We start from the raw sequence: 21,541 nt of genomic DNA, 5'->3' as shown, positions 1-21,541 counted from the left end.
CGGAGAAGTTCGAGGCCGAACCCACCGAACAGTGCGTCGGCTGACGCAAGGGTTGTGGGGCCGGGTGAAGGGGCGAACCGACTGACATCACGTTGCCCCGTGAGTGCTCCCGAGCTCGTCTCGCTCGAGACCTCGCCCGCGGCTCGATCACCGCGACGCGAGGTCGACGCTGTCCACGACCGAGCCGACGTCGTCGAGGAAGTCGCGTGTGTTGCTGAGGCCGAACACCGTCCGCTGCAGGACGAAGCCGTGCAGCAACGCCATTATCACCCTCGTCGCCCGATCGATCTGGACGTCCTCCGCGACTATTCCTGCCTCCTGACCGCGTCGGAGGGACTCGGCCATGCGTTCGCGCATCGCCTGGAAGCCTTCGTTCGCCCGCTCACGGAGGTCGTCGTTGCGGAGCAACTCGGCCCATGCCTGCACGGCGCAGCGCAGGAGTTCGTCAACGGGCACGGTCTGTCCCGCCGCGTCGGTGATCGTCGCCGCGGTAGCGCGTGCGAGGGATGAGCGCACCAGGTCGCCGATGCTCAGGGCATCGCCGTGCTCGACCGCGCGCTCGAGTGGTTCGAAGATGACGCGGAACGCGTCCCCGGCGATCTCGATGATCAGGTCTTCCTTGCCGGCGAAGTACCGATAGGGCGCCCCGGTCGACACGCCGGCCTCCGCCGCAATGTCGGGCATCGAGGCCTGGTGGAAGCCGTCCCGCGAGAAGCACCGCCTCGCGGCTGCGACGATCATCGCGCGTCTCTCGGCGCGGCGCTCCTCGGTGATGCGGGGCATCCGTCCTCCTTCCGTCCACCTACCGGCCAGTGAATGTTCGTTCATCTTGACACAGGGCCGCGTGAAGTGCATCGTGTTAAGCGAATGACCGTTCACTATGACGTTCGGCACGAGAGCGAGGATTGATATGACGCGGGTTTCCCTCACGATCGGCGGATACCGCTACGAACACACTCGCGCGCTGTTCGACGGCGCGATCCCTATCCAGGGGGTCGATGCGACGTTCGCGACATCGGCCCTCATCTCCGACGTGTTCCACCAGATGGCCGTCGGCGAACTCGACGTCGCGGAGTATGGACTCACCTACTTCCTGCGCAGCTGGGACACCGACGAGTCCCCGTTCCTGGCGCTGCCGATCTTTCCCAACCGCAACTTCCGCCACGAGGCGCTTTTCGTCTCGGAGCGCAGCGGGATCGAGCGCCCGGAAGACCTCGCGGGCAAGACCATCGGCGAGTTCGCGCTCTGGGGGCACGATCCCGGAGTGTGGATGAAGGGCGTGCTCGCCGAAGAGTACGGTGTGAGCCCGCAGCAGTGCCGGTGGGTGATCGGTGGCACAGACATCCCGATCCCGTCGTTCGACTGGATCCCCCAGCCCGTCCCCGAAGGTGTCGACGTACGTCATGCGCCCGACGGCGTGACGCTCGCGTCGATGCTGGAGTCGGGCGAGATCGACGCGTTGCTCTCTGTCGACGTGCCGAAGGCCGTGCTGGAAGGCTCGACCACGATCCGGCGGCTGTTCCCCGACTACCCGGCCGTCGAGCGCGACTACTACGAGCGCACCGGCATCTTCCCGATGATGCACGTCGTCGCGATCCGCAAGGAGGTCGTGGCCGAGCACCCCGAGGTCGCCCGCGCGATCTACGACGCCTTCCTCGCCGGCAAGGACCAGACCGAGAAGTGGTACCTCGACCAGGCGTCGAAGCAGCATATGGGCGTCGTCTCCCCATGGTTCAGCTCCCTTTTCGCCGACAACCGTCGGCTGCTCGGCGACGACTGGTGGCCGTACGGCGTGGCACGCAACCGGAAGGCCGTCGACACGTTCCTGCGCTACCACCACGAGCAGGGGCTGTCGCGGAAACTACTGACCAGCGACGACATCTTCGTCCCGTCTCTGCTGGACACCTGATGCGGGTCATCGGACTGGAAGAGCATCTCGTCACCCCCGAGGTCCTCGCGGCGTGGCGGCGCCTTGACCCCGCCGATCGGGATCTCGCCTTCGTGCCAGCATCGACGGGCGACACCGGACGCCGATTGCTCGATGCCGGTGAAGAGCGTCGCGCCGCGATGGCCGCGTCGGGCGTCGACGTGCAGGTGCTTTCGCTCACGACACCGGGGCTGCAGAATCTGCCCCCTGGCGAGGCGGTCGCGTTGCAGGGCCCGACGAACGACCGGATCGCCGAGATCATCAGGAGCGATCCCGGGCACTTCCAGGGACTCGCGGTCCTCGCGACCGGCGCACCCGAAGCGGCCGCCACGGAGCTCGAACGCGCAGTGCGCGGCCTCGGACTGGACGGGGCGATGCTGTACGGCCGCACCGATGGGGTGAGCCTCGACGATCCCGGGCTCGATCCGCTGTGGGCGACGGCCGCGGCGCTGCACGCACCCCTGCATTTGCACCCGCAGTCGCCGCCGCGCGAGGTGCAGGCCGCCTATTACGCGGGCTTCGACGATCCGGTCTCCGATGGCTTCGCCACACACGGGATCGGGTGGCACTACGATTCCGGCATCCAGTTTCTGCGCATGGTGCTGAGCGGAGTGTTCGACCGGCATCCTGGGCTACAGCTCGTGATCGGCCACTGGGGCGAGCTCGTGCTCTTCTATCTGGAGCGCCTGCAGGACCTCGCCGACATCGCCGGGTTGACCAAGCCACTGCAGGAATACGCTCGGAGCAACCTGTACGTCACGCCGAGCGGTATCCTCAGCACGCGTTACCTGAGATGGGCGAGCGAGGTCATCGGCGTCGACCGAATCCTCTTCGCGACCGACTACCCGTTCGAGCGCACGTCGCTCACCGGCGCGCGCGGGTTTCTCGAGGCGGTGCCGATTCCGGATGCCGATCGCGAAGCGATCGCCTCCCGCAACTGGCAGAGACTGCGAGCGGGAATACGGCGATGAGCGGCGGCTTGCGATTCGGCTCTATGCCATACGACCAGTTCCGTGGTCTCATCGACGGCCGAGTGACGATCGACGGTGCGCCCGTCGCCTCCACGACATCCACGCTCGCGACCGAGATCTTCGAGCGGATGATCGAGCACCACGCGTTCGACGTCGCCGAGCTCGGGTTGACCTACTATCTGCGCACCCTCGACGCCGAGGAGCGGCCATTCGTCGCGCTGCCGATCTTCCCCGCACGTGTCTTCCGCCAGTCATCGGTCTTCGTCAACACCGCGAGCGGGATCGAGCACCCGGCCGATCTGGCCGGAGCTCGAGCGGGAGAGTTCGCAACCTATGGGCACGATGCGGGCGTGTGGGTGAAGGGGATCCTGCGCGATGAGCACGGAGTCGACCCGGGATCGATGCGCTGGGTGATTGGCGGACTCGACCGGCCGATGACGCCCCTCGACTACATCCCATTCAGGCATCCCGATGGCGTCGACGTACGCATGGCGCCGCCGGGGGCTGACCTGAGCGCGATGCTCGAGGCCGGTGAGCTCGACGTGCTCTTCTCGGGCAACGTGCCGCGTCCGATCCTGGAACGCTCGCCGCGCGTCCGGCGGCTCTGGCCGGACTACCGCCACGTCGAGGAGGACTACTACCGCCGCACCGGCATCTTCCCGCCGGCGCATGTGCTGGTGATGCGCAGCGAGCTCGTCGAGGAGCGACCGGGCATCGCCCGGCAGGTCTACGACGCCTGTGCGCGCTCGAAGGCGGAGGCATTGCAACGCGGCACGCTCGGGCGCGTGACCAACTTCGCAACCGACATGCTGCCGTGGGCCAACGACCTCGCCGACCGCGACACCGAGCTCCTCGGCGACGACCCGTGGGCGTACGGTGTTGCGCGCAACCGGAAGGCCGTCGACACGTTCCTGCGCTACCACAGCGAGCAGGGGCTGTCGCCGCGCTTCGCCGTCGATGAGCTGTTCGCACCCGAACTGCTGGACACCTGATGCCCACCTCGACGTATCTGGTCGTCACCCCAGGCGGCCCGCCGATCGGGGCATCCGTGCCGTAGCGGGTGACGCGCTTCCGACCCCGCCTTCTGAGGTCCTGGTGTGCGGGTCAGCGGAACAGGGCGGGTCAGCGGAACAGGGCGTCGTTGTCCGCCACCCAGTCGTGGAACGTTCGGGGCGGGCGGCCGGTGATGCGGGTGCATTCGTGGGAGATGGCCGGGGTCGCCCCGACCGCGCCACGCCAGTCCTTGATGATCTGCCGCACCCATACCGCGGGCATGTGGGGCGTGAGCATCGCGGAGGTCTCCGCTTCCGTCTGCTCGACCACCCGCACCTCACGGCCGATCGTCTTGCCGATGATGTCGACCTGCTGCCGAAGGGTCAGCCGGTCCGGTCCGGTCAGGACGGGCTTGTGCCCGACGAGGGTGTCGCCGGTGAGAGCGGCGACGGCGACGTCGGCGATGTCTGCTTCGTGGATCGGGACCTGCACGGCCTCCGGGTGTGGCAGCGGCACCGCGCTCTGGTCCTTGACACCCCAGCTCCACCGCGCCGCGTTGCTGGCGAATCCGCCCGGTCGCAGGAACGTGTACGCAAGCCCCGACCTCTCGACGGCTTGTTCGACGCGGATGAACCGTGACCCGTTGAAGTCCTCCTCCGCGCCGGGGAGGGTTACCGATGAGCTCGACAGCAACACCACATGGCGCACGCCTGCCGCTGCGACAACGGCCATCAGCTCTTCCGGCTCCGCAAGGTCGGCGTACAGGAATACTCGCTCGACGCCGTCGAGGGCGGGCGCGAACGACGCAGGGTCGTTGAGATCCGCGGCGAACGCCGGCACCCGCGCGGGAAGGGCCAGCTTCTCCGGAGTGCGACTGGTCACCCGCACTTCCACACCACGCTCGAGCAGACCGGCGACGACCGCTCCGCCGACTGCGCCGCTCGCGCCCACGACCAGAACCGACATGACATCCTCCAACCATTCGGGACGAACAACGTTCGCGAACATTGTTCGTAAGAAACAATGATCGTACAGAACAATGATCGTGTCAAGCGATATGATGGGAGCATGGCGTTACGAGCAGAGCCGGTCTCCCGGCGTGACCGTCCTGCGAAGCCGCCGCTATCGCGGCAGTCGATCCTCGACGCCGCGAAGAGGTTGATCCGCGAACGTGGCGTCGACGCGGTCGCGCTCCGCCACGTCGCCGAAGCTGTCGAGACCGGGCCGGCGTCGCTGTACGCCTACTTCGGCAGCCGCGAGGTGCTGCTCGAACACGTTCTCGATGCCGCGTACGCCGAGGTGCAACTCGTCGGCGCCGACGACCGGGACTGGCGGCAAGCCCTGGCCGAAACGATCGTCAACACGATTGAGACCCTTGAGGTCTACCCGGGGCTCGGCGCGGTCGCATTGGGTGCCATCCCCACGCTTCCCGGCGCGCTTCGCCTCGCAGAGCACGAACTCGCCGTCATGGAGACGGGCGGTGTAGACGCTCAGGCGGCGGCGCTGGCGGTGGACCTGATCGCACAGTTCGCCGCAGCGACCGCAATCGAACGCACCGCGCGCCGCGACTCGGATCAGGGCGACAGCGAGCGCGGACGGGTCCGAGTCGCGTATGAAGAAGCCGACCCGGTGCTCTTTCCGCATATCGGTCGATCTTCAGCAGCCTTGACCGATCCGGACGAACGCTCCCGACGGGACTTCGCGATCCGTGTCATCATCACGGGAATCGAGCAGACCGCTACGGCGTAAGCGTTGCGTGGCGGGACTTGACCGCCGACGCAGCAACCATCAGCCGCGTGGTGCGAGGGTGGCCGGCCCATTGATATCGGGTCAACTTGATATCGGGTCAACCCCTTCCACCGCCGCCCGCTGAGCGGCAAGGTCGGAACTGTGACCATCACGAACGGCGGGCTCGACATCCGCGGGCTCATGAGCGAACTCGAGGGTCTGGATGCCGAGGTGCGGTTCGATGCGGGCACGCGCGCCGCGTACTCGATGGACTCGTCGAACTACAAGCACGTACCGATCGGGGTGGTGCTGCCTCGCACCGTCGAGGCGGGAGCGGATGCTGTTCTCGCCTGTTCCCGGTTCGACGCGCCGGTGCTGAGCCGTGGCGGGGGCACGAGCCTCGCCGGCCAGACGTGCAACGAGGGCGTGGTGATCGACTGGTCCAAGCACTGCGACCGCCTGATCGAGGTGAACCGGGCATCCCGAACCGCGATCGTCGAGACCGGGATCGTGCTCGACGAACTCAATCGTGCGGTGAACCCGCTCGGCCTCATGTTCGGGCCGAGGCCCGCGACGCACTCGCACTGCACGCTCGGCGGCATGATCGGCAACAACTCGTGCGGCTCATCCGCGCAGAAGTACGGCAAGACGGGCGACAACGTGCTGGCGCTGGAGATCCTCACGTACGACGGCGACCGCATGTGGGTGCGGCGCGACGACGACGTCGAGCAGGTGATTGCGCAGGGCGGCCCGAAGGGCCGGCTGTACGCAGCGCTGCGCGAGCTGATCGACCGATACGGCAGCGACGTGCGCCGGCGCTTTCCGAAGATCCCGCGCCGCGTCTCCGGGTTCAACCTCGACGCGCTGCTGCCGGAGAACGGCTTCGACGTGCCCGGACTGCTCGTCGGCAGCGAATCCACGCTCGTCACGATGCTGCGCGCCGAACTCGAACTCGTCGAGGTGCCGAAGGCGCGCACCCTCGTCGTGCTCGGCTACCCGAGCATCGAGGACGCCGCGGATGCCGCGCCCCACGCTGCTGAATTCGATCCGATCACGGTCGAGGGACTCGACGGCACGCTGATCGGTTTCCAGCGCACGAAGGGCAAGAACCTCGACGCGCTCGACCTGCTGCCCGACGGCGACGGATACCTCATCGTCGAGGTGCCGGGTGAGACGAAAGTCGAAGCGGATGCCACGGCCGAGAAGATGGTGCGTTCGCTCGGCGGGCGGAGCATCCGCCCCGATGTGCGCCGGTTCGACGACGAGGGGCGGCAGGACGCCATCCGCCGCATCCGCGAAGAGGGACTCGGCGCCGCGACGAACGTGCCTGGGCTGCCCGACATGTGGTCCGGGTGGGAGGACTCCGCGGTGCCGCCGGGCGTGTTCGGCGACTATCTGCGCGAGCTGCGCACGCTGCTCGAACGCTACGGGTACGAGCCTGTCGCACGGTACGGGCACTTCGGACACGGATGCCTGCACATGCGCATACCGTTCCCCTTCGCTTCCGGTGCGGCCGGGGTCGACGAGTACCGCCGGTTCACGCACGAGGCGGCGGAGCTCGTGGTGCGTTTCGGCGGGTCGTTCTCGGGGGAGCACGGTGACGGCCAGGCCCGCGCGCACCTGCTGCCGATGCTGTTCGGCGACCGGGTGATCGAGGGGTTCCAGGAGCTGAAGCGCCTGTTCGATCCGCGCGGACGAATGAACCCGGGCAAGATGGTCGATCCGCAGCCGCACACCGAGGGGTTGCGAATGGGCGAGGGCTACGCGCCCCCGCCAACGGGTCGCCCGCAGCCGGTGAAGCTGCACTTCTCGTATCCGAACGACGACGGCAGCTTCGCCGCGGCCGCGCTGCGCTGCGTGGGCGTCGGCGACTGCCGCGCACACGGCGACGGGGTGATGTGCCCGTCTTATCGCGCGACCGGCGACGAGGAGCACTCCACCCGGGGTCGAGCCAGGCTGCTGTTCGAAATGGTCGAGGGCACGTACCGCACCAACCGCGACACGCCGGTCGACAAGGGCTGGCGCTCGCCGGAGGTGAAGGATGCACTCGACCTCTGCCTGTCGTGCAAGGGCTGCAAGAGCGACTGCCCCGTCGATGTCGACATGGCCACGTACAAGGCGGAGTTCCTGTCCCACTTCTACGCGGGAAGGATTCGCCCGCTCGGCCACTACTCGATGGGCTGGCTGACCGTGTGGGCACGGTTGGCACACCTCGCGCCGCCCATCGTGAACGCGATCTCGCATGCGCCGGTGCTCGGCTCGCTCGTCAAGCGGCTCGCGGGCCTCGATCCGCTGCGGCCGGCACCGCGCTTCGTGCGCCGCCGCTTCACGGACGGGGTGTCTCCGGCGAGCTCGACCGACGAGAACGGCGAGCCCTCCCGTGGGTCGAGCGACCTCGATCGCGGGTGGGGCGACCGTCACCGCGGATGGGGCGACCGTCACCGCGGGTTGAGCTTGTCGAAACCCGGAACAGGTTCGGTTTCGACGAGCTCAACCGGCGGTGAGAGTGGTCATGTCCGCTGCGGCGACTCGAAACCCGGAACAGGTTCGGTTTCGACGAGCTCAACCGGCGGTGAGAGTGGTCATGCCCGCTGCGGCGACTCGAAACCCGGAACAGGTTCGGTTTCGACGAGCTCAACCCACGGTGACAGTCGCCATGCCCTCCACGGTGACAGTCGCCATGCGCTCCACGGTGACAGTCGCGATGCCCCCCACGGCGACGTCGTGCTCTTCGCGGACACGTTCGGCGACAATTTCCAGCCCTCGGTGCTCGAGGCGGCTGCGATCGTGCTGACGGATGCCGGCTATCGGGTTCGCGTTCCGCGCCGTCGCTCCTGCTGCGGGCTCACCCTCATTTCGACCGGTCAACTCACTTCCGCGGCCGCGATGCTCAAAGCGACCGCAGCGCGGCTCGCGGAGGAGCTGACGAACGGCGAGAGGCTCGTGGTGCTGGAGCCCAGTTGCCTCGCGGTGTTCCGCTCCGACGGGCCGGACCTTCTGGGAGGGCGCGAGCTTCTGGGAGGGCGCGGGCTCCTGGAGGGCGATCCGAACATCCGTCTCGTGAAGGAGCGTGCCGTCACGCTCGCCGAGCTGCTCGCAGCCACGGATGGCTGGAAGCCGCCGCATGTCGGCGGGCGCGCGATCGTGCAGCAGCACTGTCACCAGCACGCCGTGCTCGGATTCGATGCCGAGCGAGGCATCCTGCGCGATGCCGGTGTCGAGTTCGACGAATTGGATGGATGCTGCGGCCTGGCCGGCAACTTCGGGTTCGAACCCGGACACCTGCCGGTCTCCGTCGCGGTGGCCGACCACGCGATGCTGCCTGCACTGCGGACCGCGTCGCAGGGAACGTGCGTTATCGCAGACGGCTTCAGCTGCCGCACGCAGGCGGACCAGCTGGGCGCGGCGAACTGGCGCGCAGCCGTGTCCGGTGGGGAAGATCGCGCTCGGCCGGTCCGTGGCGGGAAGGTCCGAGGCCGGGAGGGTGGCGCTGGCCAGGTCCGCGTTCGCGAGGGTCGTGCTGGGCAGGGTCGTGCTGGGCAGGGCCGTGCTGGGCGGGGCCATAGCGAGGAGATCCGCAGCGCCTGCGACGTCGCGCCGCGGGCGCTGCACCTGGCGGAAGTGTTGGCAGCCGCTCTGCCCGGTGGCTTCAGGCCGCGCAGAACGCGACGCGACGCGGTGCCGCAGCAGGTGCAGACGCACGCGATGAGTACTCTGACGGGGCGGAAGTCCTGACACCGTACGAGCCGGTGGCCCCGCGAAGCCGCGATGGTTTGCCGTGTGGGGTGTTCACGTGCGCCGCCGACACTCGTCGAGAAGTCGTGCTGACCGAGATGTGCCCACAGAGAAGGTGGCGCTGGCAGAGATGCGCTCGCAGAGATGTGCTCGCTGGGCAAGGTCGCGCTGGCAGAGATGCGCTCAGCGAGAAGGTCGCGCTGGCAGAGAACTGCTCACCGAGATGTGCTCACAGATGAATGCTGACAGAGATGTGCTCACAGGTGAGTGCTCACAGAGAAGTCGTGCTCACCGAGATACAGCAGGAGCAGCCACCGCTTCGGCGGGAGCGGAGCCCTCGACGCGACCGCGCAGTTCCGCGTGGTCTGCGGCGGTGAGCACCTCGTCGCCCTCGAAGGCGTTCGGCCGGCCCTCGCCCGTTTCGATGAACTCCTTGAGGCTCAGGCGCACGTACATCGACCACGCGTTGGAGCACGCGCCGTAGCACTCGCCCTCCGGTCGAAGGCCCTCGTGCGTGAAGACGATCTCGGTGCTCCCGCCGGCATCGCGGATGTCGAACCGCACAGTCGAGCCGTTCCACTCCTGCTGGTCGTCGACGAAGTCGAGGTAGCTGCCGGTCACCAGCCACGCGATGCGTCGGGCCGGCTCCAGTTCCGTGACGCGGAATCCGCTGTAGTGCAACCCGGGCACCACGTACACGAACTCGTCGCCGACCGAGGTGGTGGACCCGGTGATGCGGCCCCACCATCCGCTGACGTGGTTGATCGCGTCGTATGCCTGCTGCGGCGTCGCATTGACGGTGATGGTGGTCGTGAAGTCGGTGGACATGTCGGTGCTCCCTTGCGTGTGGGTTCGGCGTGCGTGTGGGTTTGGTGTGCGTGTGGGTTTGGAGTGCGCGTCGGTCGGCGTGCGTGTGGGTTCGGCGTGCGTGTGGGTTGGCGCTGGAGGTGCAGGTCGACGGAGGTCGATCATCCGCGAACTCGCTAAGCTTGTGTGATGCAAGTTAGACTAGTCGGATAACTTGCATGACGCAAGCGTTAGGATCGCTGCATGCTCGGCAACACGTACAACACGCAGGTCTGCTCGATCGCCAGGTCGCTCGAACTCGTGGGGGAGCGGTGGAGCCTGCTGATCGTTCGTGACGCACTGTTCGCCCGGGTGACACGGTTCGGGGACTTCCAGCACAACTTGGGTATCGCGACGAACGTGCTTGCTTCCCGCCTCGACGCCTTCGTGGCCGGCGGCATCATGGAGCGCACGGATTCGTCCGAGTACCTGCTCACACCGAAAGGGCGGTCGCTCGCGGTCGCGCTCATCGCGCTCACCGAGTGGGGGGATGCCTGGGCATCTGAGATCGAACCGCCGATCCTGTATCGGCACACCGGGTGCGACGGTGCCGTGCACGCCCAGGCGACGTGTGAACAGTGCGGTGCCATTCCGGCGGATGAGGTGGCCGTGCGGATCGGGCCCGGTATGCCGGATGAGTACCTCGCAGGCCGCCGGGGAGGTTCACGCGCGAGCTGACGGCCCGTCAGAGGTCAAGTCCCGTGTCGTCGAGATCCTTAGGTTTCCGAGGGTGAGTCGCCCTCTCATCGAAAGGGCGTTCTCTGTCGCTCGGCGATCCGTCTCTACTCGCTCGAGGACGCGTCTCTGATCGCTTAAGGGTGCGTCTCTGCTTCGCAGGATGATGCGTGTCGGCTCGCTTGAGGGTGCGTCTCTGCTCGCTTGAGGAAGCGTCTCTGCTCGCACAAGAATGTGCCTTGCGTTTGCCCGAGAATGCCGCTCTGCTCGCCCTATAATGCCTCTCAATTCGCCAAGACGGCAGCTCTGTTCGTTCGAGGAGGTACCCGGCTAGACCTGTTTCTCGTCGTCGACCGATGGCGCGACTCGCGAAGCCGCGCGGCTGCCCAGTACTGCCGCGATGACGAGGCCGGCGAGAAGCGCGACGATCACGATGATGGTGCCGCCGGTGAATGCCGGTACGGCCAGGCCGATCACGGTCACGACGATGCAGACGATCGACGCGATCACGGCGGGGGCGATGCCGGCGCGATGTCCGCGCATCCATGCCTCGTCGGACGCGAACATCGCAGGCAGTCGCAGCCCGGCGATCGAGTTGCGGGGGATGACGCCGACAGCGCACAGGATGATCATCACGGTCAAGCCGATAGCGACAATGGTCAAGATCACGGCGCCGATGAGCATGATCGAACGCTAACACCCTGAGCTTCGCCGCCTGAGCGACGATCGAACCCGGCGTCGGGTCTGCGCGTTGGCCTTGTGGCGTGGGCTTGCGGCGTGGGCTTGAGGAGTTGGGCCTGCAGCGGTGGGCTCGCGGCGTCGGGCGGGCGCGTGCTGTTCGGCCGCGCGCCGTGCCGCCGCGCGTGGGGATGCCGCGTGCCGTGATCTCGAGGATCGGGCTGGCCCGTGCTGTGCCGTCGCGCTTCGGGATGCCGCGTGCTGTGCCGTCGCGCTTCGGGATGCCGCGTGCTGTGCCGTTGTGCGTCGGGATGCCGCGCGCCGTGCCCTCGAGGGTCGGGATGCCGGGTGCCGTGTCGCCGCGCGTCGGGCTGGCGCGCACTCAACTGGCGGTATGCACTGCGTCGAGGAGCGGGTTCTTGCGGTGGAGGAGGATGTCGTCGCGACTGTCGGTGCCACCGGGGGGTCGTAGCCAGTACGCGTGGTGGCCGGTACGTCTGTCGGGTCGCCGGTCGATTCTCCAGTGGTCGTTGTGGAGTCGCAGGTGGCAGGAGCGGCAGAGCAGGATGCCGTCGTCGATGTCGGTTTTGCCGTGGTGGGCGCTCCACTCATCGATGTGGTGGGCCTCGCACCAGTCGGGTGGTCGGTCGCAGTCTGGCCACATGCATCCACCGTCCCGGGCGTTGAGGACGTCGCGTTGGTGGGTGGAGAAGGTGCGCTTGGCTCTCCCGTAGTTGAGGGTGTGCCCATTCTCGTCGTGAACGATCTGGTGGTGGCCGTTGCAGAGGTGTCGTTGCACGGTTTCTGCGGAGACCGGGTCGATCTGTCCCAGCAGCACCCCGAACCCGGCGGTGCCGTGCTGTGGTTCGGCTTCGTGCTGCTGCTCGGGTCCGTTCGCCGGCTCGCCTCCGCCTTTTCTGAACGCGTCGCCGGTGCTCGCGGCGCGCTGGGCGTCACGGCTGGTGGCGGTGTGCATGGTGGCGATCAGGCGAACGGTGGGTCGGGTGGTGCCGAAGAGTCGTCCGGTGTCTTTCCGGGTGGCCAGGGTGATGATGTCGACGAGTGTGTCGGCCATGATCTGCTCGGTGCTTCGTGAGTCTTCAAGAAGCCTCTGCGCCCGGTCCCGGTCGGCTTTGCGGGTGAAGCGTGGTCCGCCGCGGCGCGGGCTGACGACGGCATCGAACGCCGTGCACACGATCTGCGCTGATTCGGGGTCCAGGAGCCCGGTGAGGCGGGTCATCCCGTCGGGTTGGGGGAAGAGTTTCAGGTATCGGGCGTCGCGGCGTTGCTTCTCTAGGTCCGCGACCCCGTTCGGGTCCAGCAGGTCGCGTTCGTTGCGGGCTCTGGCCCATACATCGTCAGCGTGCGCACGAGACGCGTACTGGATCAACCGGCCCACCGCGTTCCGCATCGACTCTTCGGGTGCACCCTCGCCGGGTTCGCCGAGCCCGCGACGGATGCCGTCGGCTGCGTCCACTGAGACCAGCCCGTCGGCGACGGCACGGTCCAATTCGGCGTGCCAGACCTCTGGAGGGGCGTTGGTGCGAGTGCTGTCCGCTCCGCCGTCGCCGCTCGACTCCTCGAGGATGTCGGCGGCGAGGGTCTGCGCGACCTGGGTTCCGACGCGGACGAGTTTGCGGGCATCCGCTCCGGTCGTTCCGGTGGCCTGTTGGATCAGCTTCTCCGGGGTTCGGAACCCTGCCCGGTAGGCGAGCCCGTCGTGCCCGAGTTCACGCCGTGACCGGTGTGCGATCTCCGCCGCGAGCAGCGCGCTGATGGCGTGAAGTCGTTTCGTGGCTTCGGCGACACCGGTCTGCAGCTGCAGGAGCTCCGCGTCGTTCTGCGTGCACGGTTCGATCGCACCCCCTGAGGGTTGCAGTGCGGTGATCGCCGCGATCGCTGCATCGAACGTGAATGCCATGCTTTATCTTATCAACGGTTCACTATATTCGAAAGTGTGTGTGAATAAGTTGTCAGACTCTCGACTGGGGACGGAGAGACACTCGCAGGCAGCGCTCGCATCCTTCGTCGGTTTCTGAAGAAGGGGTTTCAGAAGAAGCAGGTTCAGAAGAAGAAGCAGGTTCAGAAGAAGAAGCAGGTTCAGAAGAAGAAGCGGGTTCAGAAGAAGAAGTGGGTTCAGAAGAAGTGGATTCTGAAGAGGTGGGTTCTGAAGAAGTGGTTTCTGAAGAAGTGGCCGACCGGGCTCGCCGTCGCCCTTCGAGGAGGCGAGCGGTCGAGTCGGAGACTCGTCCTCCAGTAGACGGCGCCCGGATGCGTAGCCTGATGGGGTGCTAACCGAAGTCGCGGACGGCGTTCTGGTTCGCCAGAGCTCGTTCTGTGAGAGCAACGCCGTCGTTCTGATCGGCGAGTCGGGCGTGCTGCTGGTCGATGCGGGCGTCCAAGGTTCTGACTTGGCCGATCTCGCAGACGAACTGGACCGTCTGAATCGGCGCGTCGAGGTGGGATTCTCGACCCATCCGCACTGGGATCATCTGATCTGGCACGCCCGCTTCGGCTCGGCCCCGCGATATGGCACGCACCGATGCGCCCTCGCGGCTCAGGCTCGGCTGACGGATGCCCGCACGAAGGCGGCGCGCATCGCCGAGCAGGTGCCGATCGAGCTCCTCGGCCTGATCGAGGGCTTGGCGGTCGGGGCGGCCCGAATCCCATGGGACGGCCCGAGCGTTCGCATAATCGAGCATCAGGCGCACGCGCCCGGCCATGCGGCACTGCTCATCGACGATCGTCGAGTTCTCATCGCAGGCGACATGCTCTCGGATGTCGAAGTCCCGCTGCTCGATCTCGACTCCGAGGCGCCGATCGAGGACTACCTCGAAGCCTTGCGATTGTTCGACGTGGTGGCGGGCGACATCGATGCTGTCATTCCCGGGCACGGATCCATCGGCGACGGCGAAGAACTGCGTCGACGGATCGCACAGGACCGGGCATACGTGCTGGCCCTGCGCGATGGCCGTGATCCGCACGATCCGAGGGTCGACCCGTCGGCGACGTACGGCCGAGACTGGCTCCCCGCCGAACACCGATCCCAACTGGAGTATGCCCAGGAACGGGCGACTCGCCATCCGTCGTAGCAGTGCGACGAGTTCCCGCTCGGTTCCAGCACTGTGACCTTCGGAAGCGTGGCGCCATCGACGGTCCTCACGCCTCCGATGGACTGCGGTCTCCGCCTCCGTCGGCAGGTTGCTCCGGTTCGGTGCGAGCTCGCCCATCGGCGCTCCGTCGCGGCAGGGATCCGGCGCCGAAGACGAGCGCGGCGAGGATCACGGTGCCGAGCACGAGCATCCCGAAGGCCGTCCCGCTGGCGTCCGGACGTCGGGCGACCGCGATCGTGACGAACCACACGAGGCTGATTCCGCTGGAGACAAGGGCGATGCCGGCCAGCCCCAGGCTTCCCTTGATGCGCGGGATGTTGTTGCCGCCGAAGACGACGATCAACGTGACCAGAAGTGCGCCGACGATGCCGGCCGGAAGCGTGGTCCAGAAGACGCCGTCAATCGAACTCCACCCATCGACTGTGCCGCTTGTGCTCCAGTGGCTGGGAACGCGAACGGGAAGCGCGGGAGAAGTGAGTCGGCTGACGAGCACTGCGAGAGGGGCGATCCAGGACAGCACGGCAGCGACGATGAGTCCGGCCGAGTGGTGATCGCTCTCGTCGGGTGCGGCGATCGAACTCACGACCAGGACTCCTTCAGCACAACGCGCACACTATCCGACATCCGCGCAAGACACTGGACGATCGTCTACTCGTGCCATGAAGGCACTAGTAGTACTCACCAAGTACTAGTAATGGGCATGGCCGGTGTCGAGTTCGTCACTCGACCAGCCGTCGACTGCCCGAGCGGCCGCTGCGCGGGCGTGCGCTCTCGTGGAGTCGACGATCGGCAGGATGCCCGCACCGACGTTCGACGGGCCGAAGAGAACGAGGTCGGTGCAGCCCAAGACCGCGCAGTCCGCACCCTCGCCCGCCAGATACTCGACGGCCTCGCGTAGGAGCGCCAGCGATTCCGGTGTGCTGATGCCGCGAATCGCTTCCGCGTCGATCATCGCGTCGATGTCCGCGATCAAGGCAGGCGGCGGAGTGAGGATGTGTGCACCCAGTCGTTCGGCCGCGCGCTGATACCGGCCGGATTCGGCGGTGCGACGAGTCGAGAGCAGACCCAGCCTGTGGAATCCTTGGTGCGTCGCCTCGCGCGTGGCCGTCTCGAAGATGCTCAGAACCGGAAGCGCGACATCCGTTGCCTCTTCCAAGATGATGCTGCCGCTGTTGGATGTGACGACCAGGAAGTCGGCACCGCCCGAGCACAGAGTCCGTGCGGTGGCCGAGATCAGCTCGGACGCCTCTCGCGAATGCCCATCGTCATCCAGCCCGAAGAACTCGTCGGTGTCGAGGGTTGCGTACAACGTGCGTATCGAATTGACCAGGCCGGGTCGGCTCTCGCTTGCGCCGAACCGTTGGATCTCGCGCAGGTACTCATAGTCGGTCGCGGGCGCGAAGCCGATGATTCCGGGGACGAGTTGCTGAAGACGAGGCACAGGCCAAGCCTTCCAGGTGCTCCGGGCCCTGGCATCGGTGAGCTTGCGCAGAACGACATCGACGAGACCGGTCATGCGCGCCTTCCGCCGGGACACCACGACGAATTTCACGCTTCCGTGATGATCAAGTGCCCGCAGTGCTCAAGTGCGCGGAGTAGAGGGATCGGCCCACGTGCTTCTCGAGCGACACCAGCGTGATCACGCGCAGGCGAAGCGTGTCGCCCTCCCGCACTCGCACCGCGGGCCCGAGGGAAGCGTGTGGGCGATATCCGGCATGCCAGAACGGAGGCTCGATCGCATCGAAGCCGGAAAGGCCGGCCAGCGCGGTCGCCAGCGACTCGTGCAGGGCCCGAAGCGACGGATGCGCCGCCAAGAGCACGGGCACATCCTTCGCCGTTCCGAATCGCTCAGGCGGGCCGAGCTTCACGTCGAACGCGACGAAGCTCTGTGCGGCCCTCTCGATCAGCGCCGGAATCGCCTCGACCGGCTTCGTGTCGACATGGAACGTTCCGACGATCGTGACATGTACCGGCCAGCGAGAGCGGTCGACTTCGACGGGTACCGGCTCAGGAGTGGCGACGATGACGAGGAGCATTTCGTCTACCGCTTCACGGGCCAGGGGAGTGCGCCCGAGCGAATGCGCTGGATGGTCGCGTGCAGCCAGGCCCGTTCGTGACGAAGTTGATCGCGGTAGAAGTGGACCTCGATCATGTGCAGCTCGGAAACGCCGGCGACCTGGTCGAGGACGAGCGTGAGGTGTTCTTCCTCGTGTCGGACGCGGTCGACTCTGCTTTGCAGAGCGGCCGAGGCGGCGATCGGCGTGAGGATTCCGAGGTAGGCGAGCGCGGTCATGAATGCCGTGCGGTCGGCGAGGTCGCCTTCCTGAAGCTCGTGCTCGACCCGCGCCGCCAGGGCGGCCCGTCCCGACGGGGCGAGCTGGAACTCCTGCCGATGAGAGCTGGCCGGCCCGGACTGCAACCACCCACTCTCCACGAGGGTGTTCAGCAGTGTGTAGACGGTCGAGTTCCGCACGCCCATAAAGGCGTAGCGCGTGCGCAGTTCGCTGAACAGCGCGTACGCGTGCCGGGGCTGCTCGGCGAGCAGGCCGAGGATCGGCAGCACGAGCGGGTTGGCGAGCGCATTGGTCGGCACCGTTTCACGGTAGCAGCGCTGGCCGTATACGGCTACACTCGGCGAGTACCCGTATACGGCTAGTAGGGAGTTCGTTGTGCGATTTGGAGTGTGGCCGGGTGTGGTCTCCGCTGATCTGGTTGACCTGACGCCGCTCGAGACACCGTCGGAAGACGTGGAGCGCACGTGTGTCGCGCTGGATCGGTTGCAGGGCGGCGCGGAGGAGTTCGTCGTTCGGTGCTACCGGCACTTCCGGGGAGTGGGAGCGCCCGAGCCGGGCGTGGATGCCGCCCCGGCTGATCCCGGACAATATGGCGGGAAGGGCAGACTGATCGACCTCGTCGCGTGTTACCGCTCGCCGGCGCCCGACACGGTCGGTTTCGCGGAGTTCGTGCGCCAGGCGGTCCGGGATGTCGCCGGCTGGGGCGGCGGCACAGTCCAGGTCGGCGAAGAGCTCAACGTAGCAGCGCCGCTGGATGGCGGGTTCCCCGGCTGCTTCGAGGCGGTCGCCGCGGGCGTCGGAGCAGGCCTCGAGGAACGAGACCTGCTCGGTGCGAACATCGGCATCGGTGTGAATGCGGCCGGGCTCGCCGATCCGGTGTTCTGGGCCCGGATGGTCGACGCGCTCGGGCCGAGCTCCGCCTCGCGGCTCGACTACATCGGCTTGGACATGTTCCCCGACGTCTTCCGTCCGCTCCCGGAAGACAAGGTCGGAGCCGGAGCACAGTTCCTCGTTCGCACGCTGCGAGCGGTCACCCGTGAGGCGGGGATCCCTGACAGCACGCCGATCCACATCACCGAGACCGGCTGGCCCACGGGCAGCAACCGCGACGAAGCGAAGCAGGCACGCATCCTGCAGGCCGTCGCCGAGGCCGTGCTCGCGACCGGGGAAGTGAGCGTGTACGAGTTCTTCTCACTTCGCGACGGCCTCAGCGACGGCAGCTGGCAGAACGGATTCGGCCTCCTCCATGACGACTACACGCCGAAACCGGCGTACGACCTCGTTCGGCGGCTGATCGACGCATCGCCCGCGGTGTGACGACGGGAGCACGTCACCCGTATGGTGAGGGCAAAGGTCGGAGACTCCCAGCGTGGACTCGACTTCGGCGCAACCGTCTACGGAGTCGGTCGCGACGTACCGATGAGCGAGCTCATGCGTCGGCAGTCCGCCTACTACGGGGCGCATGCCGACGATGAACCCATCGACTGACCGCTTCGTGGGTCAGCCGACCCCGCGCAGCACCGCCTCGACGGCGAAGTTCAGCTCCGAACGCGCGTCGGCGGCATCCTGGTCTCCGGCACGCGTCAGACGCGGAAACCGTGCCGAGAGAGCCCCGGCGAGCCAAGGTGGCGGAGGCGCATCGCTGAGGTTGCCGGTGAGCGCCATGTACGAGCGCACCAGGCTGTCCAGCAGGAGTGCGAGGCGCAGCGGATCGGCGACCGCGCTGTCACTGTCGGCGCCGCCGTCGCTCCCGGGTGACACGTCTTCGACGGCGCTGAGACGGACGGTGCCGTCCGCGATCGGCCGGCCGCCGACGGCACCGACCAGTGCATCGATCCAGGCGTAGACGCGCGGCTGGCAGGGCATCCGTTCCGGTCTGACGTCGCTCAGCCACGGATGCTCCGCATATCGATCCGCAAGACGATCCACCCAGGTGCGGCAGCGTTGCCGCCAGTCGTCGTCGGCCAGCTCGGGGGGATCGCCGACCGCGGCATCCACCATCAGCTCAACCAGCGCCGTCTTCGAGTCGACATAACGGTAGAGGGCAGTGGTCGTCACCTCCAGGCGCTCGGCGACTCGGGCGAGCGAAACCCCGTCGAGGCCGGCGTCGTCCGCGAGCGCGACGGCCGTCGCGGTGACCTGGTCGAGCGTCCACCGCGGCTTCGGCCCCCGCACCGTCGGCGCCTCCAGGCCCCACAGCTGCCGAAGCGCGCGATCCTCTTGACTGTGCATGACATTCACTGTACCTTTACTTACTGTGAACGTCATTCACTGAAAGGAATGAATCAATGGGAGCCATCCTCATCACCGGCGCATCCTCCGGCATCGGAGCGCGCACGGCCGAACTGCTCGCCGCCCGTGGCGAGACGATCTACGGCGCGGCACGCAATGTCGAGGCGATCGCCGCGATCCCCGGTGTGACGCCGATCGCACTCGATCTCACGAGCGAGGCATCGATCAGTGATGCCGTCGCCGCCGTCGAGGAGCGCGAAGGTGTCGTCGACGTGCTCGTCAACTGCGCCGGCTACGGCGAGTTCGGCAGCATCGAAGAGACTTCGCTGACGGATGCCCGCCTGCAGCTCGAAGTGAACGTTCTGGGCGCCGTCGGGCTGGTGCAGGCGGTGCTGCCGGGAATGCGCCGAGCGGGCCACGGCCGCATCGTCAACGTCTCCTCGCTCGCCGGCGAGTTCGCCTCGCCGCTCGGCGGCTGGTACCACGCGTCGAAGTTCGCTCTCGAGGCGCTCTCCGACTCGCTGCGCGGCGAGGTCTCGCAGTTCGGCATCGACGTGACCATCGTGCAGCCCAGCTACGTCGATACGGACTGGCACGAGGTCGCCATGACCCGCCTGGAGAAGACGTCTGCGCGCGGGCCGTACTCATCCATGGCGTCGGCGATGCGCCGCTATTTCTCGAGCCCGGCTCTCGCGAAGCAGACTTCCAGTGTGGATGCCGTCGCGTCGCTGATCGCCAAGGCTGCGCTGGTACGTCGCCCCAAGACCCGCTATCGCATCGGGCCCGGCGCCAACGTGGCCGTCGCGCTGGCGACCGTCTTGCCCGACCGCACCTTCGACACCATGACGCGCAAGCAGTTCGGGTACGTGTGACCGGCATCCGAGGACAATCGACGACATGAGGCACAGCGCGGTGGCGGCATGAAGCTCGGCGAGGCGGATGCCCGCGAGCTGCTGGCATCCGCCCGCGTCGCGCGACTCGCGACGGTGCGCGCCGACGGGAGTCCGCACATCGTCCCCGTCACATTCGCCGTGGAGCGCGACCTCGTCTACACCGTCGTGGATCACAAGCCGAAGACCACGAATGCGCTGCTGCGCCTCGACAACATCGCGAGGCATCCGCGGATCGCGTTGCTCGCCGACCATTACAGCGACGACTGGAACGAGCTGTGGTGGGTGCGAGCCGACGGGCAGGCGAGCGTCGTCGCGGATGCGGAAGTGATCAGGCATCCGATCGAGGCGCTCGTCGAACGGTACGAGCAGTACCGCGAACGGCGGCCGGATGGGCCGGTGATCGTGATCCGGGTCGAGCGCTGGAGCGGTTGGTCGGGCTCATAGGCGTCGACTCGCGCGACCCGACCGCATTCACGCCGGCCCGTGGTCATCGCATGCCCCGCCCGGAACCCGCCCGTGTCGTCTACGCGATGCGCTCCGGCGGCCGGGCGACGATGCCCGGAGTCTGGCTCGGCTCGCTGCGGGCGACCGTCACGAAGACGGTGAGCGACGCGAAGAACACCTGAGAGCCCAGGTGTTCGAGCCAGCGGACGGCAGCGTCGAGGGGGAGGTGCCGCGCGGCCACTGCTCGACGCGTGACCCGCGCGAAGCCGAAGACCCGATCGGCTTCGAAGGCGTCCGTGTAGACGGCCGTCACGGGCGTCACCGACTCGAGTCCTAGGCCGGCGTTCTGAACCAGCCGTGGCAGCTCACTGCCGATCCGGGCGTTGCGGATGACCTGGCCTACGACGAACTGCCGATATGCGTCGGCGAGATCGGGATCGGGGTGATCGATGAGGAAGGTACGCCAGTCGGGTTCGGCGAGAACGACGCGCCCACCCGGTCGAAGCACTCTTCGCACCTGGTCGAGCGCGGTCGCCGGGGCGGCGAGGTGCTGCATCGTGCGGTCGACGTACACGCGGTCGATCGAAGCGCTGTCCAACTCGAGCGCGTGCGCGTCGCCGACAAGCAGCCGCAGGCGAGGGTCGCCGTACCGCTCGCGGGCGAGGTCGAGCGCCGTGGCGTCGACGTCGACGCCGGTCACCGAGCCGGCCGGCCCGATCGATTTCAGGAGCGGTCCGAGATCGCCGCCGGTCCCGCAGCCGAGATCGAGGACCGCGTCGCCCTCCTCGATGCCGAGTCGCTCGATCGCCAGCGACTTGTACTTCTTTCCCGCAGCCGAGTCTGCGGCTCGCAGCAGGTAGTCCGAAGGTCGCCCGGTCTCGAACGTCAACCCCGGACCGTTGGCAGGGGCGAGTGACCGGCGTGCGCTCGGGGACGACTCGCCGATTCTCGCCGCACGAGAGCGGATTCGGTGCTGGAGGTTGCGGTCCTTGGTCATGCTGCTCCTTCGCGC

22 protein-coding genes are annotated in these 21,541 nt (G+C 67.3%); 11 read left to right on the top strand and 11 right to left on the bottom strand.

The genetic code is table 11. The annotated features are described in order from the left end of the window. Window positions 1-147: 147 nt before the first annotated feature. Window positions 148-783, bottom strand: coding sequence for a TetR/AcrR family transcriptional regulator (locus tag ACYVDK_RS17980; RefSeq protein WP_460524326.1), 636 nt, complete (start codon window positions 781-783; stop codon window positions 148-150). A 127-nt stretch (window positions 784-910) separates the two neighbouring features. Between ACYVDK_RS17980 and ACYVDK_RS17975 the strand changes: the two genes are divergently transcribed. Genes ACYVDK_RS17975 through ACYVDK_RS17965 form a run of 3 tightly spaced genes read left to right on the top strand, consistent with a single transcriptional unit; the run spans window position 911 to window position 3,890 of the window. Continuing rightward, complete coding sequence (locus ACYVDK_RS17975) at window positions 911-1,909, top strand: substrate-binding domain-containing protein (RefSeq protein ID WP_460524324.1); 999 nt, start codon at window positions 911-913, stop codon at window positions 1,907-1,909. Continuing rightward, entirely contained in the window at window positions 1,909-2,898 is a 990-nt protein-coding gene (locus tag ACYVDK_RS17970) for an amidohydrolase family protein (RefSeq protein ID WP_460524322.1), read from the top strand. The genes ACYVDK_RS17975 and ACYVDK_RS17970 overlap by 1 nt, the downstream gene beginning before the upstream one ends. Then, a complete protein-coding gene (locus tag ACYVDK_RS17965) occupies window positions 2,895-3,890 on the top strand; it encodes a substrate-binding domain-containing protein (RefSeq protein WP_460524320.1) in 996 nt (331 codons plus the stop codon). Before ACYVDK_RS17970 ends, ACYVDK_RS17965 begins: the two co-directional genes overlap by 4 nt. A gap of 130 nt (window positions 3,891-4,020) precedes the next feature. On the opposite strand, the gene ACYVDK_RS17960 is transcribed toward ACYVDK_RS17965, so the two are convergent. Further along, window positions 4,021-4,857 (bottom strand): SDR family oxidoreductase, encoded by an 837-nt coding sequence (locus ACYVDK_RS17960; protein ID WP_460524318.1) that lies wholly within the window; start codon window positions 4,855-4,857, stop codon window positions 4,021-4,023. 102 nt (window positions 4,858-4,959) lie between these two features. Here ACYVDK_RS17960 and ACYVDK_RS17955 point away from each other — a divergent pair, with 102 nt between their 5' ends. Both ACYVDK_RS17955 and ACYVDK_RS17950 read left to right on the top strand, forming a co-directional pair. Beyond that, window positions 4,960-5,640 (top strand): TetR/AcrR family transcriptional regulator, encoded by a 681-nt coding sequence (locus ACYVDK_RS17955; protein ID WP_460524316.1) that lies wholly within the window; start codon window positions 4,960-4,962, stop codon window positions 5,638-5,640. 141 nt (window positions 5,641-5,781) lie between these two features. Further along, the gene (locus ACYVDK_RS17950) at window positions 5,782-9,354 is read left to right on the top strand and encodes an FAD-binding and (Fe-S)-binding domain-containing protein (RefSeq protein ID WP_460524314.1); all 3,573 of its coding nucleotides are present in this window, start codon (window positions 5,782-5,784) and stop codon (window positions 9,352-9,354) included. A 288-nt stretch (window positions 9,355-9,642) separates the two neighbouring features. Here the strand turns inward: ACYVDK_RS17950 and ACYVDK_RS17945 are convergent, their stop codons facing one another. Beyond that, window positions 9,643-10,182: an SRPBCC family protein gene (locus ACYVDK_RS17945; RefSeq protein WP_460524312.1), complete on the bottom strand. Its 540-nt coding sequence runs from the start codon at window positions 10,180-10,182 to the stop codon at window positions 9,643-9,645. Between the two features lie 222 nt (window positions 10,183-10,404). Between ACYVDK_RS17945 and ACYVDK_RS17940 the strand changes: the two genes are divergently transcribed. Next, window positions 10,405-10,878 carry a winged helix-turn-helix transcriptional regulator gene (locus tag ACYVDK_RS17940; RefSeq protein WP_460524310.1) on the top strand — a complete coding sequence of 158 codons (474 nt, stop codon included), beginning with the start codon at window positions 10,405-10,407 and terminating at the stop codon, window positions 10,876-10,878. Between the two features lie 327 nt (window positions 10,879-11,205). Here the strand turns inward: ACYVDK_RS17940 and ACYVDK_RS17935 are convergent, their stop codons facing one another. Both ACYVDK_RS17935 and ACYVDK_RS17930 read right to left on the bottom strand, forming a co-directional pair. Further along, a complete protein-coding gene (locus ACYVDK_RS17935) occupies window positions 11,206-11,559 on the bottom strand; it encodes an SdpI family protein (RefSeq protein WP_460524308.1) in 354 nt (117 codons plus the stop codon). Between the two features lie 376 nt (window positions 11,560-11,935). After that, on the bottom strand, window positions 11,936-13,474 hold the full coding sequence (locus ACYVDK_RS17930; RefSeq protein ID WP_460524306.1) for an HNH endonuclease signature motif containing protein: 1,539 nt from the start codon (window positions 13,472-13,474) through the stop codon (window positions 11,936-11,938). Window positions 13,475-13,841: 367 nt separating this feature from the next. On the opposite strand from ACYVDK_RS17930, the gene ACYVDK_RS17925 reads away from it, so the two are divergent. Next, the gene (locus tag ACYVDK_RS17925) at window positions 13,842-14,645 is read left to right on the top strand and encodes an MBL fold metallo-hydrolase (RefSeq protein ID WP_460524304.1); all 804 of its coding nucleotides are present in this window, start codon (window positions 13,842-13,844) and stop codon (window positions 14,643-14,645) included. A gap of 67 nt (window positions 14,646-14,712) precedes the next feature. On the opposite strand, the gene ACYVDK_RS17920 is transcribed toward ACYVDK_RS17925, so the two are convergent. The 4 genes from ACYVDK_RS17920 to ACYVDK_RS17905 all read right to left on the bottom strand — a co-directional run bounded on the left by ACYVDK_RS17920 (window position 14,713) and on the right by ACYVDK_RS17905 (window position 17,259). Beyond that, window positions 14,713-15,249 carry an SdpI family protein gene (locus tag ACYVDK_RS17920; protein ID WP_460524302.1) on the bottom strand — a complete coding sequence of 179 codons (537 nt, stop codon included), beginning with the start codon at window positions 15,247-15,249 and terminating at the stop codon, window positions 14,713-14,715. 105 nt (window positions 15,250-15,354) lie between these two features. Beyond that, window positions 15,355-16,182, bottom strand: a complete 828-nt coding sequence (locus ACYVDK_RS17915; RefSeq protein WP_460524300.1) for an aspartate/glutamate racemase family protein — start codon at window positions 16,180-16,182, stop codon at window positions 15,355-15,357. 49 nt (window positions 16,183-16,231) lie between these two features. After that, complete coding sequence (locus ACYVDK_RS17910) at window positions 16,232-16,702, bottom strand: 2'-5' RNA ligase family protein (RefSeq protein WP_460524298.1); 471 nt, start codon at window positions 16,700-16,702, stop codon at window positions 16,232-16,234. A 5-nt stretch (window positions 16,703-16,707) separates the two neighbouring features. Next, on the bottom strand, window positions 16,708-17,259 hold the full coding sequence (locus ACYVDK_RS17905) for a PadR family transcriptional regulator (protein WP_460524296.1): 552 nt from the start codon (window positions 17,257-17,259) through the stop codon (window positions 16,708-16,710). 100 nt (window positions 17,260-17,359) lie between these two features. Between ACYVDK_RS17905 and ACYVDK_RS17900 the strand changes: the two genes are divergently transcribed. Beyond that, on the top strand, window positions 17,360-18,277 hold the full coding sequence (locus ACYVDK_RS17900) for a hypothetical protein (RefSeq protein ID WP_460524294.1): 918 nt from the start codon (window positions 17,360-17,362) through the stop codon (window positions 18,275-18,277). A gap of 21 nt (window positions 18,278-18,298) precedes the next feature. Continuing rightward, the gene (locus ACYVDK_RS17895; RefSeq protein WP_460524292.1) at window positions 18,299-18,448 is read left to right on the top strand and encodes a hypothetical protein; all 150 of its coding nucleotides are present in this window, start codon (window positions 18,299-18,301) and stop codon (window positions 18,446-18,448) included. 12 nt (window positions 18,449-18,460) lie between these two features. On the opposite strand, the gene ACYVDK_RS17890 is transcribed toward ACYVDK_RS17895, so the two are convergent. Further along, a complete protein-coding gene (locus ACYVDK_RS17890) occupies window positions 18,461-19,192 on the bottom strand; it encodes a TetR/AcrR family transcriptional regulator (RefSeq protein WP_460524290.1) in 732 nt (243 codons plus the stop codon). A gap of 56 nt (window positions 19,193-19,248) precedes the next feature. Here ACYVDK_RS17890 and ACYVDK_RS17885 point away from each other — a divergent pair, with 56 nt between their 5' ends. Beyond that, entirely contained in the window at window positions 19,249-20,064 is an 816-nt protein-coding gene (locus ACYVDK_RS17885; protein ID WP_460524288.1) for an oxidoreductase, read from the top strand. A gap of 48 nt (window positions 20,065-20,112) precedes the next feature. After that, on the top strand, window positions 20,113-20,529 hold the full coding sequence (locus ACYVDK_RS17880) for a PNPOx family protein (RefSeq protein WP_460524286.1): 417 nt from the start codon (window positions 20,113-20,115) through the stop codon (window positions 20,527-20,529). A gap of 79 nt (window positions 20,530-20,608) precedes the next feature. Here the strand turns inward: ACYVDK_RS17880 and ACYVDK_RS17875 are convergent, their stop codons facing one another. Beyond that, a complete protein-coding gene (locus ACYVDK_RS17875) occupies window positions 20,609-21,526 on the bottom strand; it encodes a methyltransferase domain-containing protein (protein WP_460524284.1) in 918 nt (305 codons plus the stop codon). Between the last annotated feature and the right edge of the window lie 15 nt (window positions 21,527-21,541).

It is taken from the genome of Humibacter antri (assembly GCF_054777235.1).
This window is presented reverse-complemented; position numbering and strand designations above follow the sequence as displayed.

Bases quoted from the DNA above. Each gene is read 5' to 3' on its own strand.
- ACYVDK_RS17910 (WP_460524298.1), bottom strand. From the start codon at position 16,702: ATGCTCCTCGTCATCGTCGCCACTCCTGAGCCGGTACCCGTCGAAGTC.
- ACYVDK_RS17875 (WP_460524284.1), bottom strand. From the start codon at position 21,526: ATGACCAAGGACCGCAACCTCCAGCACCGAATCCGCTCTCGTGCGGCG.
- ACYVDK_RS17935 (WP_460524308.1), bottom strand. From the start codon at position 11,559: ATGCTCATCGGCGCCGTGATCTTGACCATTGTCGCTATCGGCTTGACC.
- ACYVDK_RS17970 (WP_460524322.1), top strand. From the start codon at position 1,909: ATGCGGGTCATCGGACTGGAAGAGCATCTCGTCACCCCCGAGGTCCTC.
- ACYVDK_RS17940 (WP_460524310.1), top strand. From the start codon at position 10,405: ATGCTCGGCAACACGTACAACACGCAGGTCTGCTCGATCGCCAGGTCG.
- ACYVDK_RS17895 (WP_460524292.1), top strand. From the start codon at position 18,299: ATGGTGAGGGCAAAGGTCGGAGACTCCCAGCGTGGACTCGACTTCGGC.
- ACYVDK_RS17885 (WP_460524288.1), top strand. From the start codon at position 19,249: ATGGGAGCCATCCTCATCACCGGCGCATCCTCCGGCATCGGAGCGCGC.
- ACYVDK_RS17915 (WP_460524300.1), bottom strand. From the start codon at position 16,182: ATGACCGGTCTCGTCGATGTCGTTCTGCGCAAGCTCACCGATGCCAGG.
- ACYVDK_RS17965 (WP_460524320.1), top strand. From the start codon at position 2,895: ATGAGCGGCGGCTTGCGATTCGGCTCTATGCCATACGACCAGTTCCGT.
- ACYVDK_RS17975 (WP_460524324.1), top strand. From the start codon at position 911: ATGACGCGGGTTTCCCTCACGATCGGCGGATACCGCTACGAACACACT.
- ACYVDK_RS17880 (WP_460524286.1), top strand. From the start codon at position 20,113: ATGAAGCTCGGCGAGGCGGATGCCCGCGAGCTGCTGGCATCCGCCCGC.
- ACYVDK_RS17945 (WP_460524312.1), bottom strand. From the start codon at position 10,182: ATGTCCACCGACTTCACGACCACCATCACCGTCAATGCGACGCCGCAG.
- ACYVDK_RS17955 (WP_460524316.1), top strand. From the start codon at position 4,960: ATGGCGTTACGAGCAGAGCCGGTCTCCCGGCGTGACCGTCCTGCGAAG.
- ACYVDK_RS17930 (WP_460524306.1), bottom strand. From the start codon at position 13,474: ATGGCATTCACGTTCGATGCAGCGATCGCGGCGATCACCGCACTGCAA.
- ACYVDK_RS17890 (WP_460524290.1), bottom strand. From the start codon at position 19,192: ATGCACAGTCAAGAGGATCGCGCGCTTCGGCAGCTGTGGGGCCTGGAG.
- ACYVDK_RS17960 (WP_460524318.1), bottom strand. From the start codon at position 4,857: ATGTCGGTTCTGGTCGTGGGCGCGAGCGGCGCAGTCGGCGGAGCGGTC.
- ACYVDK_RS17980 (WP_460524326.1), bottom strand. From the start codon at position 783: ATGCCCCGCATCACCGAGGAGCGCCGCGCCGAGAGACGCGCGATGATC.